This is a genomic window from Alterirhizorhabdus solaris (assembly GCF_007785815.1).
Taxonomy (GTDB): Bacteria; Pseudomonadota; Alphaproteobacteria; order Sphingomonadales; family Sphingomonadaceae; genus Alterirhizorhabdus; species Alterirhizorhabdus solaris.
On record NZ_VNIM01000085.1, the window covers coordinates 1 to 16,991 of the forward strand.

Below are 16,991 nucleotides of genomic sequence, written 5' to 3' on the forward strand. Positions count from 1 at the left end.
CCCCGGAGCAGGCCGCCCGTGCGCCGCAGGATGCAGAACCGCCCGCCCCCGCCCTGCTGGTTGAGCAACGTATCGATTCGCCGCACCAGCACGACATCCGCCTGCCGGTAGTAGCGCCGGTTCCCGGCCCGCTGGAGCGGGCGGAGCTGGGGAAAGCGGCTTTCCCAGTAGCGCAGCACATGTTGCGCCACGCCCGTCTCGGACGAGACTTCGCCGATCGTGCGGAAGGCGCCCTCGGCCTTGGTCAAGCCGCGCCCGCCTCGCCGGCTGCACGATCACCCTCGACGATGCGGTCGCGCATCATCTGGCTGGCACGGAAGGTGAGGACGCGGCGCGGCGCGATCGGCACCTCGACCCCGGTCTTGGGGTTGCGGCCCACGCGCTCGCCCTTGTCACGCAACACGAAGCTGCCGAAGCCGGAGATCTTCACGTTCTCACCCCGGGACAGCGCCTCGCACAGATGGAGCAGCACCTTCTCGACCATGCGGGCGGAATCACCGCGCGAGAGGCCGATTTCACCATGGATGGCCTCGGCGAGGTCAGCCCGCGTCAGCGTATCAGAGTCGCTCATTCGCCTGTTCTCCAGAAACGCAGATGCGCCGTTGTACCGACTTGCCGCACCGCCGAAAAGACCGTGCCCGGCCTAATAGCGTACCGCGGCGGCACCCCAGGTAAAGCCGCCGCCCATCGCCTCGAACATCACCAGGTCGCCGCGCCCGATCCGCCCGTCGCGCACCGCCGCGTCGAACGCGAGCGGCACCGAGGCGGCGGAGGTATTGGCATGACGATCGACCGTCACGATCACCCGCTCGGGTGCGAGGCCCAGCTTGCGGGCGGTGGCGTCGAGGATGCGGCGGTTGGCCTGATGCGGCACCACCCAGTCGATCTCGTCGATGGCGATGCCGGCCGTCTCGCTCACCTCGCGCAGCACGGCGGCCAGATTGGTCACGGCGTGGCGGAACACCTCCTGCCCCCTCATCCGCAGCTTGCCCACGGTGCCGGTGGTCGAGGGGCCGCCATCGACGTAGAGGAGCTGGTTGTGGCGGCCGTCGGCGTGCAGCTTCACCGCGAGGATGCCCTGACTGGCGTTGTCGTTCGCCACCTGAGCGGCGGTCAGCACGATCGCGCCGGCACCGTCGCCGAACAGCACGCAGGTAGTGCGGTCCTCCCAGTCGAGGATGCGGCTGAACGTTTCGGCGCCGATCACCAGCGCGGTCTGCGCGGCGCCGCTGCGGATCATGCTGTCCGCCACAGACAGGGCGTAGAGGAAGCCCGAGCACACCGCCTGCACGTCGAACGCGACGCAGTCGTCGATGCCGAGCAGTGCCTGCACCTTGGTGGCGGAGGCGGGGAAGGTCTGGTCCGGGGTGGCGGTGGCGACGATGATGAGATCCACCGCCTGCGGCTCGATGCCGGCCGCGTCCAGCGCAGCGCGCGCGGCATCGGTCGCCAGCGTCGCCGTCGTCTCGCCTTCGCCGGCGATATAGCGGGAGCGGATGCCGGTACGCTCGACGATCCACTCGTCGGAGGTGTCGACCGTTTCGGCCAGTTCCACGTTGGTGACGCAGCGCGCCGGCAGGCCGGAGCCGGTGCCGAGAATCACGGCGCGGCGCACGGTGGCGGCGGGCACCGTCATGCCGCGACGCCGGCGGTGGGGGCGTGGGCGCGGATGTTGTCCAGATCCTCGGCGATGCGCCGGCTCAGATCATGCGAGACGAGCCGTTCCGCCACGCCGATCGCATTGTCCACGCCCTGCGCGGTGGCGCCGCCGTGGCTCTTCACGATGATGCCGTTCAGCCCGAGGAAGACCGCGCCGTTGTGATTATTCGGATCGAGGTGGACGCGCAGCAGGTGCATCGCCGGCTTGGAGATCAGGAAACCCGCCTTGGAGCGCAGCGAACTGGTGAAGGCACGGCGCAGCAGATCGGCGACGAAGCGGGCGGTGCCCTCGATCGTCTTCAGCGCGATATTGCCGGTGAAGCCGTCGGTGACGATCACGTCGGCCTCGCCCCGGCCGAGCCGGTCCGCCTCGATGAAGCCGTCGAAGTTCATCCGCAGATAGTCGGCCGCGCGCAGCTGGGCGGCGGCGTCCTTCAACTCGTCGGTGCCCTTCATTTCCTCGGTGCCGATGTTGAGCAGCCGCACGCGCGGCGCATCGATGCCCATCGCGGCGCGGGCATAGGCTGCCCCCATCACCGCGAACTGCACGAGGTTGCGCGTATCGCACTCGGTATTGGCGCCAAGATCGAGCAGCACGAGATCATTGTCGCCGAGGCTGGGCAGCATCGCCGCCAGCGCCGGCCGGTCGATCCCCGGCATCGTGCGCAGCGCCAGCTTGGACATCGCCATCAGCGCGCCGGTGTTGCCGGCCGAGACAGCGGCCTGCGCCTCGCCCGATTTCACCGCCGCGATGGCAAGCCCCATCGAGGTCGTCCGCGCGCGGCGAATCGCCTGGCTCGGCTTGTCCTCGCCCGAGATCGTCTCGGGCGCGTGAGCGATCTCCGCCGCAGCGGCCAGCCCTGCGTGGCGGGCCACCTCCGGGCGAATCGCTGATTCGTCACCGAACAGGCGGAAGCACAGCGCCGGATTGCGCGCCAGCGCCAGCGCCGCGCCCTCGACCATCACCGCCGGGCCGGAGTCGCCGCCCATCGCATCGATGGCGATTCGCGGAGCTGCGCCCAACGGTCCGGTCCCTTTACGCAGCGTCAGGCTTCGACCGAAACGATCTCGCGCCCGTTATAGTGGCCGCAGCCGGTGCACAGGTTGTGCGGACGGCGCAGTTCGCCGCAGTTCGGGCACTCCTGAAACGCGGCGACCGACAGCGCATCGTGGCTGCGGCGCATGTTGCGCTTGGAGGGCGAGGTCTTTCTTTTGGGGACGGCCATGTCGGCACCTGTTCCATTCGGTCGGAATAACGAAAGAACGAGCCTTGCCACCAAGGAACCGACGGCCAATCTGGCCGCGGACCCCGAGCGGCCGGGCTCGTCGCGAGCGACCGGCCCTATAGCGGAAACGGTCCATGTTGCAAGCATCGCGGCGCCGTGCGAGTCAGGCCGCCCTTCAGATCGAGAGAAACCATGATCCTGCCGATCACCCTGACGATAGCCGCCGCCGCCGCCCTGCTCAACGTGTGGCTCGCCGTCCGCGCCGGCCGGGTGCGGCTGGCGACCAAGGTGGACATCGGCGACGGCGGCAACCCGCAGCTGATCGCGCGGATGCGAGCGCACGCCAACTTCGTCGAATATACGCCGTTCTTCCTGATCCTGCTGGGCCTGATCGAACTGGCGCACGGCCCGGCCACCTGGCTGTGGATCGTCTCGATCGTCTATATCCTCGCGCGCATCGCCCACGCCTTCGGCATGGACCGGCCCGCGCCCAACCCGTTTCGCGCAGGGGGGATCATCCTCACCTTCCTGATCCTGATCGGGCTGGCCGGCTATGCGCTGAGCATCCCGTATCTGACCCCCGTCCGCCCGGTCACAACCATCGTCGGCGGCTGAGCCGCGACTCAGGCGCCACCGGCTACCGGCCTCCCGGCGTCAGGCCAGCGCGCGATCGCCGACGAAGGGGTTGTCGCGGCGCTCGTGCGCGAAGGTGGACATCGGCCCGTGGCCCGGCACGAACGCCGTCTCGCCGCCCAGCGGCCACAGCCGGGTGGTGATGGCCTCGATCAGGTCCGCGTGGTTGCCGCGCGGAAAATCGGTGCGGCCGATCGACCCCTGGAACAGCACGTCGCCCACCAGCGCCAGCTTCGAGGGGGCATGGTGGAACACGACATGGCCGGGCGTGTGACCGGGGCAATGCAGCACATCGAACACCAGATCGCCCACCGTCACGGTATCGCCCTGCGCCAGCCACCGATCCGGCTCGAACGAGCGGCCGGGGATGCCGTACTTGCCGCCGTCCACCGCGAGCTGGTCGATCCAGAAGCGGTCGTCCTCGTGCGGCCCCTCGATCGGCACGACCAGATCCTCGGCCAGCGCGGCGGTGCCGCCGCAGTGATCGATATGGCCGTGCGTCACCAGCAGCTTCTCGATCGTCACGCCATGCTTCGCCGCCGCCGCCTTCAGCATCGGCAGATCGCCGCCGGCATCGACGAAGGCGCCCTTCATCGTGCTGGTGCACCAGATGAGCGTGCAGTTCTGCCGCAACGGCGTGACGGGCAGGATCGCGGCCTTGAGCGGCGGGGTGGCGGGCTGGGTCATGCCGCCTAGATGCCGATCGCGGCGGCAAACACAAGCCGGGATGGCCTGTGCCCTTTACGCGGCCAGTCCCCCGGCGCATCGCTGATCGCATGATCCCCGCCGATCACCCCTTCGTGCTGTTCGACGACGCCCGCGCCGGCGGCAGGGCGCGGCTGCTGCGCGATCCGGTAGAGGTGATCGCGGCGCAAACATCCGACGAGGTCGGCCCGGCGCTGGACCGGTTGCGGGCGGCGCGGGCGCGCGGCCTTTATGCGGCGGGGTGGCTGGGCTATGAGGCGGGCCACGCGCTGGAGCCGAGGCTCGCCGCACTGTCGCGGCCTGCCGGGGATGTGCCGCTGCTGTGGTTCGGGCTGTTCGAGGCGATCGAAACGGTCGAGGCGGCCGCGCTGCTGCCCGATCCGGCCGGCGCGTGGGCCGGGCCACCGCGACCGCTGGTGGATCGCGCCGCTTATGATGCCGCCTTCGCCCGCGTGGCGGGGCTGATCGCGGCGGGCGACATCTATCAGGCCAACCTCAGCTTTCGCGCCGCCGTGCCGTTTGCGGGGCACCCGCTCGCGCTCTACGCCCGCTTGCGGGCGCAGGCGGCGGCGGGGTGGGGCGGCGTCGTCTTCACCGGCGCGCACTGGCTGCTGTCCTGCTCGCCCGAGCTGTTCTTCCTGGCCGAAGGCGACCGGCTGACGACCCGGCCGATGAAGGGCACCGCCCGCCGCCCCGCCGATCCGCCGGCCGACCCCGCAGCGGATGCCGCCGCCGCCGCCGCGCTCGTCACCGATGCCAAGCAGCGCGCGGAAAACCTGATGATCGTCGATCTGCTGCGCAACGACCTGTCGCGCGTGGCGGTGGCGGGCAGCGTGGCGGTGCCGGCGCTGTTCACGCTGGAAACCTATCCCACGCTGCACACGCTCACCTCCACCGTCACCGCCACGCTGGCGCCGGGGCGCGACGCGGTGGACGTGCTGGCGGCGATCTTCCCCTGCGGCTCGATCACCGGCGCGCCCAAGGTGCGCGCGATGGAGATCATCGCCGAGGTAGAGGCGGATGCGCGCGGCCCCTATTGCGGGGCGATCGGGCTGCTGGAGGCGGGCGGCGACGCGGCGTTCAACGTGGCGATCCGCACGCTGCTGGTGGACGCCGCCACCGTGGCGCGCGGTGGCGGGGAAGCGACGCTGGGGCTGGGATCGGCCGTCGTCGCCGATTCGGCGGCGAGTGGCGAATGGCGCGAATGTCTCGCCAAGGGCGCATTCGTTTCGGCCGGGGCACGGCCCTTCGACCTGATCGAGACGATGCGGTTCGATCCGTTCGAGGGCATGATCGATCTCGACCGCCATCTGCTGCGGATGAAGGCGTCGGCGCAGGCGCTCGGCTTCCGCTTCGACCGGCATGGCGCGGGCAACGAGTTGCAGGCCGCCACCTTCCACCTGCGGGTGCCCGCGCGGGTGCGGTTGATGCTGGCGCCCAGCGGCGCCATCGCGATCGAGACGGCCGCGCTGCCGCCCGCGCCCGCCGGGCCGGCCGCCACCGTGGCGATCGTGCCGCTGCCGGTCGACCCCCATGACTTCCGCCTGCGGCACAAGACCAGCGATCGCGGCTTCTATGATGCCGCCCGCCGCGCCGCCGGCACTTTCGAAGTCGTGTTCGCCGATCCGGCCGGGTTCCTCACCGAAGGCAGCTTCACAAGCCTGTTCGTGGAGCGGGCGGGGCGGATGCTCACCCCGCCGCTGTCACGCGGGCTGCTGCCCGGCGTGCTGCGCGCGCGGCTGATCGGCGAGGGGCGGGCGATCGAGGCGGACCTGACGGCGGCCGATCTGGCCGGCGGCTTCCTGATCGGCAATGCCTTGCGCGGGCTGATCCCGGCCAGGCTCGTTTCTTCGGCCTAGCCCTCGTTTCTCCGCCATAGTCGTTGCTCCCCGGCGGCGCGCGGGTCTATAGCGCCGCCGCCTGTCACTCGGGAGATACAGCACGATGACCTTCACCTCGGCCGCCCTGGGCCGCATCAAGCCCTCCGCCACGCTCGCCATGACGAGCCGCGTTCTTGAGTTGCAGGCCAAGGGGATCGACGTGATCGGCCTCGGCGCCGGCGAGCCGGATTTCCCGACCCCGGATTTCGTCAAGGAAGCGGGCATCGCCGCGATCAACGCCAACAAGACCAAGTACACCAACGTCGATGGCACCGCCGAGCTGAAGGCCGCGATCGTCGCCAAGTTCAAGCGCGACAACGGGCTGGAGTATGCGCCCGGCCAGATCAGCGTCAACGTGGGCGGCAAGCACACCCTGTTCAACGCGCTGGTCGCCACCGTCGATCCGGGTGACGAGGTCATCATTCCCGCGCCTTACTGGGTCAGCTATCCCGATATCGTCGAGTTCGCCGGCGGCACCCCCGTCATCGTCAAGGCGGGCGCGGCGCAGGCGTACAAGATCACGCCCGAGCAGCTCGATGCGGCGATCACCCCGAAGACGAAGTGGGTGCTGCTCAACTCGCCGTCCAACCCCACCGGCGCCGGCTATTCCGCCGACGAGCTGAAGGCGCTGGCCGAGGTCGTCCGTCGCCACCCGCACGTATGGGTGATGGCCGATGATATGTACGAGCATATCGTCTATGACGGCTTCACCTTCGCCACCTTCGCCGAGGTCGCGCCCGACCTGTACGAGCGCACGCTGACGGTGAACGGCTGCTCCAAGGCCTATTCGATGACCGGCTGGCGCATCGGCTTCGCCGGCGGGCCGCTGTGGCTCATCAAGGCGATGGCAAAGCTCCAGTCGCAGTCCACCTCCAACCCCTGCTCGATCGCGCAGGCCGCCGCCACCGCCGCGCTGAACGGCGATCAGGGCTTCCTCAAGGAGCGCGCCGCCGCCTTCCAGATCCGCCGCGATCTGGTGGTGGACCGGCTGAACGCCATCCCCGGCATCACCTGCCCCACGCCCGAGGGCGCCTTCTACGTCTATCCGGAAGTGTCCGGGCTGATCGGCAAGTCCACGCCGGGCGGGCTGGTGATCCAGAACGACGAGATGCTGATCGGCTATTTCCTCGACGAGGGCCGGGTGGCGGCGGTGCATGGCGGCGCGTTCGGCGTGGAGCCGGCATTCCGCGTCAGCTACGCCACCTCCGAGACGATCCTCAGCGAGGCGTGCGATCGCATCGCCACGGCGGTGGCCGCGCTGAAGTAGAGGCTGCCGGCCGCCCCGGCACGATCCGGGGCGGCCGGGCGCTTGCAACCGCGCGCGCATCGCCCACGTATCTGGCCTGTCCCTTCTGGAAGGCCCGACCATGACGCCGCTTCGTATCCGCCTTATCGCCGCCGCCGGTGCCGCGCTGCTTGCCGGCACGATGCTCACGCAGGTTTCGGCGGTGTCCGCCGCCGCCCCGATCGTGCGGATCCCCGCCCCCGCGCTCGATGCCCCGTCCGCTGCCCCCAGCGAGACGGCGGTGTTCGCCGGCGGCTGCTTCTGGGGCGTGCAGGGCGTGTACCAGCGGGTGAAGGGCGTCACGTCCGCCGTCTCCGGCTACACCGGGGGCACCGCCGCCACCGCGCAGTATGAGACGGTGGGCGGCGGCGACACCGGCCACGCCGAGGCGGTGAAGATCACCTACGATCCGCGCGTGGTGAGCTACGGCAAGCTGCTCCAGATCTATTTCTCGGTGGTGGCGGATCCGACCGAGCTGAACCGGCAGGGGCCGGACAGCGGCACGCAATATCGCTCCGCCATCTTCCCCACCAGCGAGGGGCAGCGCCGCACCGCCGCCGCCTATATCGCCCAGCTTGGCAAGGCGGGCGCGTGGCAGCGGCCGATCGTGACGAAGGTGGAGCGGTCGCAGGGGTTCTTCCCGGCCGAGGGCTACCATCAGGATTATCTGACCCTGCACCCCGACGCCGCCTACATCCGCATCAACGACCTGCCCAAGGTGGCCGCGCTGAAGCAGGCATTCCCCACGCTCTACCGCGCCACGCCGGTGCTGGTGCGCGCGAAGGGGTGAGGTGCGGCCGGCGCGCTTCTCACGCCGCCACCTCTTCTTCCTCCACCACCGCCTCGCGCTCGGCCTGCTGGCGTGCCCACATCTCGGCGTAGTGGCCACGTGCCTCGAGCAGTGCCGCGTGGCTGCCGCGTTCGGCGACGCGGCCGGCTTCCATCACCACGATCTCGTCGGCGTGGACCACGGTGGAGAGCCGGTGGGCGATCACGATGGTGGTGCGGCGTTGCGAGATGCGCTCCAGCGTGTCCTGGATCGCCGCCTCGGTGCGGCTGTCGAGCGCGCTGGTCGCCTCGTCGAGGATCAGGATCGGCGGGTTCTTGAGCAGCGTGCGGGCGATCGCCACGCGCTGTTTCTCGCCGCCCGACAGCTTCAGCCCGCGCTCGCCGACGCGGGTTTCGTAGCCCTTCGGCAGCGACAGGATGAAGTCGTGGATCGACGCACCGCGCGCCGCCTCCTCGATCTCGGCCTGGCTGGCGCCGTCGCGGCCGTAGCCGATGTTGTAGCCGATCGTGTCGTTGAACAGCACGGTATCCTGCGGCACGATGCCGATGTTCGCCCGCAAGGACGCCTGCGTCACGGTGCGGATGTCCTGCCCGTCGATGGTGATGCGCCCGCCCGTCACCTCGTAGAAACGGTACAGCAGCCGCGCCAGCGTGGACTTGCCCGCGCCCGACGAACCGACCACCGCCAGCGTGCGCCCGGCCGGTATCGTCAGATCGACGTCGTGCAGGATGCCGCGTTCGGGATCGTAGGCGAAATCGACCCCTTCGAAGCACACCGCGCCGCCGTCCACCGCCAGCGGCACGGCATCGGGTGCGTCGGAGACCTCGGTCGGCGTATCGATCAGCCCGAACATCGCCTCCATGTCGATCAGTCCCTGCCGGATCTCGCGATAGACCATGCCGAGCATGTCGAGCGGGCGGAAGAGCTGCGCCAGCAGCGTGTTCACCAGCACCACGTCGCCGGTGGTGAACTGCCCCCGGCTCCAGCCCCACACGGTATAGCCCATCGCGCCCGCCATCATCAGGTTGGTGATGAGCGACTGGCCGATGTTGAGCGCGCCGAGCGAAGCCTGGTTCTTCACCGCCGCCTGCGTGTAGCTGTGGATCGCCGCGTCGTAGCGCTTGGCCTCCCGCTCCTCGGCGTTGAAATATTTCACCGTCTCGTAGTTCAGCAGCGAGTCCACCGCGCGCGATACGGCATAGGTGTCGTGCTCCACCATCTCGCGCCGCATCCGCGTGCGCCAGTCCGTCACGATGCGGGTGAAGAACACGTAGGCGACCACCATCACCAGCGTGGCCGCCACGAGCTGCCAGCCGAACTTCACGAGGAAGATGATGCATACGGCGGTCAGCTCGATGATGGTCGGCGCGATGTTGAACAGGATGAAATAGAGCATCGTGTCGATGCTCTTGGTGCCGCGCTCGACGATCTTGGTGACGGCACCGGTGCGGCGGTTGAGGTGGAAGCGCAGCGACAGCGCGTGCAGGTGGCGGAACACGTCCTCCGCCAGCCGCCGCGCGGCATCCTGCCCCACCCGCTCGAAGATGGTGTTGCGCATGTTGTCGAACAGCACGCCGCCGAAGCGCGCGGCGGCATAGGCGACGACCAGCGCGATCGCCAGCATCACCGCCGGTTCCATACCGGCCGACATCCGGTCGATCGCGCCCTTGTAGGCGAACGGCATCAGCAGCACGACCGCCTTGGAGACGAGCACCAGCAGCAGCGCGATCGTCACGCGGGCGCGCAACGCCGGCCGGTCGGCAGGCCACAGATAGGGCAGGAAGCGACGAAGCGAGGCGAAGCCCTGTTCGGGGTTCGCGGTGGCGGTGGGGCGATCGGGCGGCATATGCGGCCCTAGATAGGCGTCCGGCAACAAAACGCCATGCTGTGCGCGGCATCACGACGGAACCGGGCGGGGCCGGCCATGTTGTTATCCACAGGCAGGGGGAATGGACATGGGGCCGGTCTTCTACATCATGGCGATCCTGGGATGCGGCGACGGGCAGGCTGCCTGCCAGCAGGTCCGCACGGTCGAAACGCATTATGCAAGCCCCGATGCCTGCACCGCCGCGATGCCCGCCGCGCTGATGGACCAGAGCGACCTTTCCTATCCCGAGGTGATGGCCGAGTGCCGCCCGGGCAAGGCCTCGCTCGCGGTTGCGGATGGCAGGCCGAGAGGCTAACCGCTCCCCACTTCGCCCGCGAACGATTGGTTTACCGTGACAGCCCGTTTCCAGTCGTGCCCGCCGCCCGTTCCCGGCGGGGCCAAGCCGGTTTCATTCGTCGCGAACCACATACGCCACGACGCCGCTCGATGAGCGATCCCGGGCTCCCGCGCCACACGATCGGCGACACCTTCCTCGGCGGGCCGGATCGCGTCGCCGGCACGCTGCGCGCGCAGTTGCTGCAGCGGGTGCGGGAGACACCGGCCGGCGGGGCGATCGACTGGGCGACCTGCTATTTCCTCGATACCGAACTGGCGCAGGCGCTGATCGACGCGAGCGGGCGCGGCGTGGACGTGACGCTGGTGGTGGAGGGCGATCCCGGTGCCGCCCACGCCAACGATCCGGTGCTGGCGCTGCTGCGCGCCGATGGCCTGCGCGACGGCCTCACCATCCGCCCGCGCGCGCCGCGGCCGGTCCGTGCGCTGGCCGGCCGGTTGCACCTCAAGATCTACGCCTTCTCGCACCCGTCGCCGGTGGCGCTGGTCGGCTCGTTCGACCCGGCCGGCGGGCCGGATGTCGACCCTGCCGTGCTGAAAGCGATCGGCGATCGGGATCGCGCCCACAACCTGCTGGTGGCGATCGAGGGCACGCGGCTGGTCGAGCGGCTGGTGCGCCACGTCCGTCTGCTCGGCCGGCGGCGCGGCGCAATCGGGCGGTTGAGCATCGAGAACAACCGCGTCGTGCGCGAGCGCGAGACCGCGCTCTATTTCTACCCGCGCCTGCGCACCCGCATCGTCGAGCCGGTGGTGGCCCGGCTGGGGCAGGGGGACAGGCTGTGGGCCACCGTCTCGCACATCGGGCGCGCGGCGGCCGATGTGCTGGTGGCGGCGGGCCGGCGGGGCGTGCGGCTGGAACTGGTGGTCGACGACAGCCGGCGGCGCGTGCCGGCGAAAGCGATCGTGCGGATGCGGCGCGCCGGGGTGGGCATCCGCCGGCTGCGGCTGGCGGATGAGCTGCCGATGCAGGCCCGCTTCGTCGTGACGGACCGCGCCGGCGTGCGGACCGCCTGGTTCGGCAGCCACGACTTCACCCGGCGCGCGCGCCTGCTCAACGACGAGCTGCTGGTCGAGACGCACGACCCCGCGTTGATCGCCACGCTGATCGCGCGCTTCGCCGATCTGGCCCGCGCGGCGGACCGGCCGCCGCCGGGTGGGCGCTGATCCCGCCGCAGGCTCTACCCGACGCCGGGCCTGAACCCTGCGGTCGCTCGATCGTTCGGCAACGGACACCAGACCAGAGAGCGAGACCGCATGACCGCAACCGACCCGATGATCCACGAAGACGATCTGCCCGGCGAGGAGGCGAAACTCGATCCGCAACCCGAATGGACCCCGCGCTACCCCGGATCGGGCCGGCTGGAGGGCAAGGTGGCGCTCGTCACCGGCGGTGACAGCGGCATCGGCCGGGCGGTGGCGGCGCTCTATGCGCGCGAGGGGGCGGACGTCGCCATCCTCTACCTCAACGAGCATGACGACGCGCAGCAGACCGCCAAGATCGTGACCATCGAGGGTCGTCGCTCGCTGCTGATCCCTGGCGACGTGGGGGACAAGGAGTTCTGCGACCGTGCGGTGGCAGAGGTGGTGGAGACGCTCGGCGGCCTCGACATCCTCGTCAACAACGCGGGCGAGCAGCACCCGGACGAGGACATCGTCGACATCACCGAGGCGCAGCTGCGCCGCACCTTCCAGACGAACATCTTCGGCATGTTCTTCCTGACGCAGGCGGCGCGCCCGCACCTGAAGAAGGGGGCGGCGATCATCAACTGCACCTCCGTCACGATGTACAACGGGGCAAAGGACCTGCTCGACTATTCCTCCACCAAGGGGGCGATCACCGCCTTCACCCGCTCGCTTTCCGAGAACCTGATCGGCGAGGGCATCCGCGTGAACGCGGTGGCGCCGGGGCCGATCTGGACGCCGCTCAATCCGTTCGGCGGGGCCGACCCCGAGAAGCTGAAGACCTTCGGCGAGAAGACTCCGATGGGCCGCCCGGGCCAGCCGAATGAGGTCGCCCCCGCCTTCCTGTTCCTGGCGTGCGACGACAGCAGCTACATGTCCGGGCAGGTGCTGCACCCTAACGGCGGGATGATCGTCAACGGATAGCCTGTTCCTGATCGACGCGTATCAGGACAACCGCCCATCCTGAGGAGGCATCGAGCCTGACGAACTGGCGTCTCGAAGGGCTGCCACCCTCGTTCGAGACGGTCTTCGGCAATCTCGGCCCCTCCTCGGGAAGAGCTGAGGGAGCAGATCTGACCATCTTCCCGCATTGCAGCATCCCTGCTAAGGGCGCGCGATGCTCAATATCAGCGACATCACGGTGCGGCTCGGCGGCCGCGTCATCCTCGACCGCGCCAGCGCCGCGTTGCCGCCGGGCAGCCGCGTCGGGCTGATCGGCCGCAACGGTGCCGGCAAGTCGACGCTGATGAAGGTGATCTGCGGGCTGGGCGATGCCGACGAGGGTCTGGTGGAGATGCCGCGCGGCGCCAAGCTCGGCTATATCGCGCAGGAGGCACCCGCCGGCGACTCCACCCCGTTCGAGACGGTGCTCGCCGCCGATACCGAGCGCGCCGCGCTGATGGAGGAGAGCGAGACCGCGCTCGACCCGGACCGCATCGGCGAGATCCATGAGCGGCTGAACGCGATCGACGCCTATACCGCGCCCGCCCGCGCCGCCCGCATCCTCGTCGGCCTCGGTTTCGACGAGGAGATGCAGGGCCGCCCGCTCGACAGCTATTCGGGCGGGTGGAAGATGCGCGTCGCGCTCGCCGCGCTGCTGTTCTCCGAGCCGGACCTGCTGCTGCTGGACGAGCCGTCGAACCACCTCGACCTCGAAGCGACGTTGTGGCTGGAGAATTTCCTCAAGGGCTATCGCGCCACGATGGTCGTCATCAGCCACGAGCGCGATCTGCTCAACAACGTGGTCGATCACATCCTCCACCTCGATCGCGGCAAGACCACGCTCTACGTCGGCGGCTACGACGCGTTCGAGCGGCAGCGTGCCGAGCGCGCCGCGCAGCTCGCCGCCGCCCGCGCCAACCAGGAGACGCAGCGCGCCAAGCTGCAGGACTATATCGCCCGCAACTCCGCCCGCGCCTCTACCGCCAAGCAGGCGCAGAGCCGGCAGAAGGCGCTCGCGCGGATGCAGCCGATCGCCGAACTCGCCAACGATCCGAGCCTGTCGTTCGATTTCCCCAACCCCACCGAACTGCGCCCGCCGCTGGTGACGCTGGACATGGCGGCGGTCGGCTACAACGCGACGCCCATCCTCCAGCGGCTCAACTTCCGCCTCGACCCGGACGATCGCGTGGCGCTGCTCGGCCGCAACGGCAACGGCAAGACCACGCTCGCCCGCCTGCTCGCCGCGCAACTGCCGGCGATGGCGGGGGAAATGTCCACCAGCGGCAAGATGAAGGTCGGCTACTTCACCCAGTATCAGGTGGAGGAGCTGGAGACCGACGACACGCCGCTGGAGCACATGACCCGGATCATGAAGGGGATGACGCCGGCCGCCGTGCGCGCGCAGCTCGGCCGCTTCGGTTTCTCGGGCGACAAGGCGCTGACGCAGGTCGGCAAGCTTTCGGGCGGCGAGAAGGCGCGGCTGGCGCTGGCGCTCATCACCCGCGAGGCGCCGCACATGCTGATCCTCGACGAGCCGACCAACCATCTCGACGTCGACAGCCGCGAGGCGCTGGTGCAGGCGCTCAACGCCTATACCGGTGCTGTGGTGCTGGTAAGCCACGATCGCCACATGCTGGAACTGACCGCCGACCGGCTGGTGCTGGTGGACGACGGCACCGCGCAGGAATTCAGCGGCTCGATCGAGGACTATACCGATTTCGTGCTGGGCAAGACGCCCAAGGGCGGCGGCGACGCGCCCAAGAAGACCAAGGCCGACAAGAAGGCCGCCGCCGAGGCCCGCGCCCGCGCCGCCGACGTGCGGAAAGCCGTAAAGGCCGCCGAGGAGGGGCTGGCGAAGCTCACCCAGCGCAAGTCCGCGATCGACCGCGCGATGTTCGACCCCAAGACCGCCGACCCGATCGACCGCGACCAGTCCATGACCACGCTGATGAAACGCCGCGCCGACGTGGAGCGCGAGATGGCGGCGGCCGAGGCGAAATGGCTGGCGGCGAGCGAGGCGCTGGAGGGGATGCTGGGGGTAAGCTGAGGGAGCCGGCGGACGGTCGGCAGTTGCGCCCCGACGCGAATAGTCGTTCCTCCGCTTGTCGCCAGTCACGATCGTCGCAGAATCTGGCGTGATGGGCATCTGCAAATCACACCTGCAAAACGATCCCTGCTGGCTGACCATCAATGGGCGGCCCGCTCGCCAGATTACGACCGAGGCGGAACTTCTCGACCGGCTTGTGGGGATCGATGCTTTCCCTGACGGTCAGTCGCTCCGGCTCGGGCGCGGCCCTGTCCATTATATTGAGGCGTCTCGACGAAAGGCCTTCTGGTCAGCGTCCGTCCGCAAAGGGCCGATCTGGACGATCAAAGGCTTTTCGCCGGAAGGCACGACCGAACACAGCGAGCGCAAGGTTCGGGAAAGCCGGGAGAGCGGCTCTCTGCGGAAGCGAATCAGGGTCGCTCTGGCGTCGCCGTCTCCGGCCGACGCCTTGACCACAGCACAGATTGAAGGGCTGTTTAGGGCATATCTGTTGAGAGAAGTTTTTCCGATCGCGCCGGGGATGGGGACGGGCTGAACGGTCGCGTCCGTTCTTGCCTATCAGCCGCCCCGCGCCCATCTCCCATCCATGCAGCGCCGCCTCGATTTCGTGACCACAGATGTGGCACGCTGGGCCGGGCTGTTGCGCCCGCTCTCCCCCGATCCCGCCACGCTGCCCCGGCGCACGGTGATCGGCCAGCTCATCAAGTCGCTCATCAGCAGCCGCACGCGCGACGAGGTGTCGATCCCGGCCTATCGCGCATTGGGCGCCCGCTTCGGCTCTGCGGCGGGGATCGCGCGGGCGAGCGTGGCGGAGATCGGCCAGACGATCGCTGCCGTCACCTTCCCGGAGGTGAAGGCGGAGCGGCTGGCCGCGGCACTGGCGATGGTCGCGGCGGACCGGCCCGACTTCGACCTCGCCTTCCTCGGTGAGATGACGCAGGGCGCGGCGATGGCGTGGCTGGAGCGGCTGCCCGGCGTCGGCTGCGAGGTGGCGGCGGCGGCGCTGAACGTCAGCCGCCTGTCCTGCCCGGTGTTCGTGGTGGATACGCACACCATCCGCATCCTGCGCCGGCTCGGCTTCGCTGGCCCCGCCGCCGATTCGCGCGCGATCATGACGGCGGTGATGGAGGCGGTGCCCGACTGGACCGGCGACGACTTCCTGTGGTTCCACATGGGGATCAAGCGGCTCGGCCAGACGGTGTGCCGCCACGGCCCGCCCGACTGCCCGCGCTGCCCCCTGCGCGCCGACTGCCCGACCGCACGCGCCACGCCGGCGGGCGACGGCTGACGCCCGGGTTGCGGGCCGGCACTTGGCAGCGCCCGCCCCGATCCCGATATCGGGGCCATGCTGAACCTGCTCTCGATCCTCACCGGCCTGATCGCGCTGCCCGGCGCGCTGGTGGCCTTCCTGCCGCTGCTCGGCTGGCTCTACTGGTTCGTGCTGCCGATCGCGGTGGTGGGGCTAGTGTTCGGCGTGCTCTCGCGCGGGCGCACGGGCCGCAACCTCAACCTCGTGGTGCTGGTGGTGGGGGCGGTGCGGCTGATGCTGGGGGGCGGAGTGCTCTAAAAGGCTATGTCCGAGCTAGGCGACGCAAAGCCACCATGTACCTGCGGATTTGCTCTTGCTCCTCCCCCAGTCCGGTTTCAAACTGCGATTGAAATATGCCTGATGTCGAAGGGCTAAGCTTAAGTTTTTGCAGATAATTTCGGACAACATTTCCGTCAATCTGAGGGGTTGACTGGGATATACTAACGCCGCCAAGGTTGCTATTGCTTATTACCCATTTCCCACCTTTTCCTTTGCGAACAGTGCATCCAGCATCTTTGCATCGATCCAAGAAGTCCTGGACCCGCATTCCCGACGAAACAACCGCGATTCGTTCGGTATTTTCGCCAATCCAATCTGCAAGTGCGTTTATTAGGTCGTCGCCGGCCAGTGGACTTTTCTCACAAGGGTAAATGTTGCCAGCGACATTGAGTGACAAGTCGTATATTGTATCATCAGTCACATCGCCAATGAATATTAGATCATTTCTGTATAGAGCAGCTAGTAATGAGCATACAGCCGCTCTTTTATTTCCATTGTGAAACGGATGATTTTTAATGAGAGAGTGAAAGAGTGCTGCTGACTTTGAGAATACGGACTGATACTTGTCGACTGTTCCTATCCCAGCGTGCGGTCTAGAGCGGTTTCCTATCAGTCTGCATCGTAACCGGCGTTGGCGAAGTAGTTGGCGCATTCCTGCGGCGGGTAAAGGTCGAGGATGCGGCCGATGGCGTTCCACAGGCCGTGAATGGTGCGCTCGGCGGCTTTGCGCAGGTGCGCCTTGAGCTTGGAGAAGGCCTGCTCGATCGGGTTGAAGTCGGGGCTGTAGGGCGGGAGGAAGAGCAGCGTCGCACCCGCCGCTTCGATCGCCTCCC

General features: G+C 68.6%; 20 protein-coding genes. 11 read left to right on the top strand and 9 right to left on the bottom strand.

The features are described from left to right. The 5 genes from FOY91_RS16575 to rpmF all read right to left on the bottom strand — a co-directional run. Positions 1–248, bottom strand: a 248-nt coding sequence (locus FOY91_RS16575) for a MerR family transcriptional regulator (protein ID WP_145154371.1), incomplete at its 3' end; no start/stop codon positions are given. Then, entirely contained in the window at positions 245–571 is a 327-nt protein-coding gene (locus FOY91_RS16580; protein WP_145154373.1) for an integration host factor subunit alpha, read from the bottom strand. The genes FOY91_RS16575 and FOY91_RS16580, both read right to left, overlap by 4 nt. Before the next feature lie 72 nt (positions 572–643). Then, complete coding sequence (locus FOY91_RS16585; RefSeq protein ID WP_145154375.1) at positions 644–1,636, bottom strand: beta-ketoacyl-ACP synthase III; 993 nt, start codon at positions 1,634–1,636, stop codon at positions 644–646. After that, complete coding sequence (gene plsX / locus FOY91_RS16590) at positions 1,633–2,682, bottom strand: phosphate acyltransferase PlsX (RefSeq protein ID WP_145154377.1); 1,050 nt, start codon at positions 2,680–2,682, stop codon at positions 1,633–1,635. Before plsX ends, FOY91_RS16585 begins: the two co-directional genes overlap by 4 nt. Positions 2,683–2,705: 23 nt before the next feature. Next, positions 2,706–2,885, bottom strand: a complete 180-nt coding sequence (gene rpmF, locus FOY91_RS16595) for a 50S ribosomal protein L32 (protein ID WP_145154379.1) — start codon at positions 2,883–2,885, stop codon at positions 2,706–2,708. A 192-nt stretch (positions 2,886–3,077) separates the two neighbouring features. Here rpmF and FOY91_RS16600 point away from each other — a divergent pair, with 192 nt between their 5' ends. Beyond that, positions 3,078–3,500, top strand: a complete 423-nt coding sequence (locus FOY91_RS16600) for an MAPEG family protein (protein ID WP_145154381.1) — start codon at positions 3,078–3,080, stop codon at positions 3,498–3,500. A 39-nt stretch (positions 3,501–3,539) separates the two neighbouring features. Here the strand turns inward: FOY91_RS16600 and FOY91_RS16605 are convergent, their stop codons facing one another. Then, the gene (locus FOY91_RS16605) at positions 3,540–4,205 is read right to left on the bottom strand and encodes an MBL fold metallo-hydrolase (protein WP_145154383.1); all 666 of its coding nucleotides are present in this window, start codon (positions 4,203–4,205) and stop codon (positions 3,540–3,542) included. Between the two features lie 89 nt (positions 4,206–4,294). On the opposite strand from FOY91_RS16605, the gene pabB reads away from it, so the two are divergent. The 3 genes from pabB to msrA all read left to right on the top strand — a co-directional run bounded on the left by pabB (position 4,295) and on the right by msrA (position 8,178). After that, positions 4,295–6,082 (top strand): aminodeoxychorismate synthase component I, encoded by a 1,788-nt coding sequence (pabB, locus tag FOY91_RS16610; protein WP_203234606.1) that lies wholly within the window; start codon positions 4,295–4,297, stop codon positions 6,080–6,082. A gap of 85 nt (positions 6,083–6,167) precedes the next feature. Next, entirely contained in the window at positions 6,168–7,370 is a 1,203-nt protein-coding gene (locus FOY91_RS16615) for a pyridoxal phosphate-dependent aminotransferase (protein ID WP_145154385.1), read from the top strand. A gap of 100 nt (positions 7,371–7,470) precedes the next feature. Next, positions 7,471–8,178 (top strand): peptide-methionine (S)-S-oxide reductase MsrA, encoded by a 708-nt coding sequence (gene msrA / locus FOY91_RS16620; RefSeq protein ID WP_145154387.1) that lies wholly within the window; start codon positions 7,471–7,473, stop codon positions 8,176–8,178. Between the two features lie 19 nt (positions 8,179–8,197). Here the strand turns inward: msrA and FOY91_RS16625 are convergent, their stop codons facing one another. Continuing rightward, a complete protein-coding gene (locus tag FOY91_RS16625) occupies positions 8,198–10,024 on the bottom strand; it encodes an ABCB family ABC transporter ATP-binding protein/permease (RefSeq protein WP_145154389.1) in 1,827 nt (608 codons plus the stop codon). Positions 10,025–10,127: 103 nt separating this feature from the next. Between FOY91_RS16625 and FOY91_RS16630 the strand changes: the two genes are divergently transcribed. From FOY91_RS16630 to FOY91_RS16660, 7 genes are all read left to right on the top strand, one after another. Further along, on the top strand, positions 10,128–10,361 hold the full coding sequence (locus FOY91_RS16630) for a hypothetical protein (RefSeq protein ID WP_238995759.1): 234 nt from the start codon (positions 10,128–10,130) through the stop codon (positions 10,359–10,361). Positions 10,362–10,492: 131 nt separating this feature from the next. Further along, complete coding sequence (locus FOY91_RS16635; RefSeq protein ID WP_145154391.1) at positions 10,493–11,563, top strand: phospholipase D-like domain-containing protein; 1,071 nt, start codon at positions 10,493–10,495, stop codon at positions 11,561–11,563. Between the two features lie 90 nt (positions 11,564–11,653). Next, positions 11,654–12,505 (top strand): SDR family oxidoreductase, encoded by an 852-nt coding sequence (locus tag FOY91_RS16640; RefSeq protein WP_145154393.1) that lies wholly within the window; start codon positions 11,654–11,656, stop codon positions 12,503–12,505. A gap of 193 nt (positions 12,506–12,698) precedes the next feature. Beyond that, positions 12,699–14,570: an ABC-F family ATP-binding cassette domain-containing protein gene (locus tag FOY91_RS16645; protein WP_145154394.1), complete on the top strand. Its 1,872-nt coding sequence runs from the start codon at positions 12,699–12,701 to the stop codon at positions 14,568–14,570. Positions 14,571–14,661: 91 nt separating this feature from the next. Beyond that, the gene (locus tag FOY91_RS16650) at positions 14,662–15,105 is read left to right on the top strand and encodes a hypothetical protein (protein WP_145154396.1); all 444 of its coding nucleotides are present in this window, start codon (positions 14,662–14,664) and stop codon (positions 15,103–15,105) included. Positions 15,106–15,189: 84 nt separating this feature from the next. Continuing rightward, positions 15,190–15,858 carry an endonuclease III domain-containing protein gene (locus FOY91_RS16655; RefSeq protein ID WP_162527258.1) on the top strand — a complete coding sequence of 223 codons (669 nt, stop codon included), beginning with the start codon at positions 15,190–15,192 and terminating at the stop codon, positions 15,856–15,858. Between the two features lie 57 nt (positions 15,859–15,915). Beyond that, positions 15,916–16,137: a hypothetical protein gene (locus FOY91_RS16660; RefSeq protein WP_145154400.1), complete on the top strand. Its 222-nt coding sequence runs from the start codon at positions 15,916–15,918 to the stop codon at positions 16,135–16,137. 4 nt (positions 16,138–16,141) lie between these two features. Here the strand turns inward: FOY91_RS16660 and FOY91_RS22855 are convergent, their stop codons facing one another. After that, the gene (locus FOY91_RS22855; RefSeq protein WP_145154402.1) at positions 16,142–16,810 is read right to left on the bottom strand and encodes a type II toxin-antitoxin system death-on-curing family toxin; all 669 of its coding nucleotides are present in this window, start codon (positions 16,808–16,810) and stop codon (positions 16,142–16,144) included. Next, positions 16,768–16,991: transposase (locus FOY91_RS16670; protein ID WP_203234607.1), on the bottom strand; the 224-nt coding region annotated here is incomplete at its 5' end. The genes FOY91_RS16670 and FOY91_RS22855, both read right to left, overlap by 43 nt.

Bases quoted from the DNA above. Each gene is read 5' to 3' on its own strand.
- FOY91_RS16580 (WP_145154373.1), bottom strand. From the start codon at position 571: ATGAGCGACTCTGATACGCTGACGCGGGCTGACCTCGCCGAGGCCATC.
- FOY91_RS16585 (WP_145154375.1), bottom strand. From the start codon at position 1,636: ATGACGGTGCCCGCCGCCACCGTGCGCCGCGCCGTGATTCTCGGCACC.
- rpmF (WP_145154379.1), bottom strand. From the start codon at position 2,885: ATGGCCGTCCCCAAAAGAAAGACCTCGCCCTCCAAGCGCAACATGCGC.
- FOY91_RS16600 (WP_145154381.1), top strand. From the start codon at position 3,078: ATGATCCTGCCGATCACCCTGACGATAGCCGCCGCCGCCGCCCTGCTC.
- FOY91_RS16605 (WP_145154383.1), bottom strand. From the start codon at position 4,205: ATGACCCAGCCCGCCACCCCGCCGCTCAAGGCCGCGATCCTGCCCGTC.
- pabB (WP_203234606.1), top strand. From the start codon at position 4,295: ATGATCCCCGCCGATCACCCCTTCGTGCTGTTCGACGACGCCCGCGCC.
- FOY91_RS16615 (WP_145154385.1), top strand. From the start codon at position 6,168: ATGACCTTCACCTCGGCCGCCCTGGGCCGCATCAAGCCCTCCGCCACG.
- msrA (WP_145154387.1), top strand. From the start codon at position 7,471: ATGACGCCGCTTCGTATCCGCCTTATCGCCGCCGCCGGTGCCGCGCTG.
- FOY91_RS16625 (WP_145154389.1), bottom strand. From the start codon at position 10,024: ATGCCGCCCGATCGCCCCACCGCCACCGCGAACCCCGAACAGGGCTTC.
- FOY91_RS16630 (WP_238995759.1), top strand. From the start codon at position 10,128: ATGGACATGGGGCCGGTCTTCTACATCATGGCGATCCTGGGATGCGGC.
- FOY91_RS16635 (WP_145154391.1), top strand. From the start codon at position 10,493: ATGAGCGATCCCGGGCTCCCGCGCCACACGATCGGCGACACCTTCCTC.
- FOY91_RS16640 (WP_145154393.1), top strand. From the start codon at position 11,654: ATGACCGCAACCGACCCGATGATCCACGAAGACGATCTGCCCGGCGAG.
- FOY91_RS16645 (WP_145154394.1), top strand. From the start codon at position 12,699: ATGCTCAATATCAGCGACATCACGGTGCGGCTCGGCGGCCGCGTCATC.
- FOY91_RS16650 (WP_145154396.1), top strand. From the start codon at position 14,662: ATGGGCATCTGCAAATCACACCTGCAAAACGATCCCTGCTGGCTGACC.
- FOY91_RS16660 (WP_145154400.1), top strand. From the start codon at position 15,916: ATGCTGAACCTGCTCTCGATCCTCACCGGCCTGATCGCGCTGCCCGGC.
- FOY91_RS22855 (WP_145154402.1), bottom strand. From the start codon at position 16,810: ATGCGCCAACTACTTCGCCAACGCCGGTTACGATGCAGACTGATAGGA.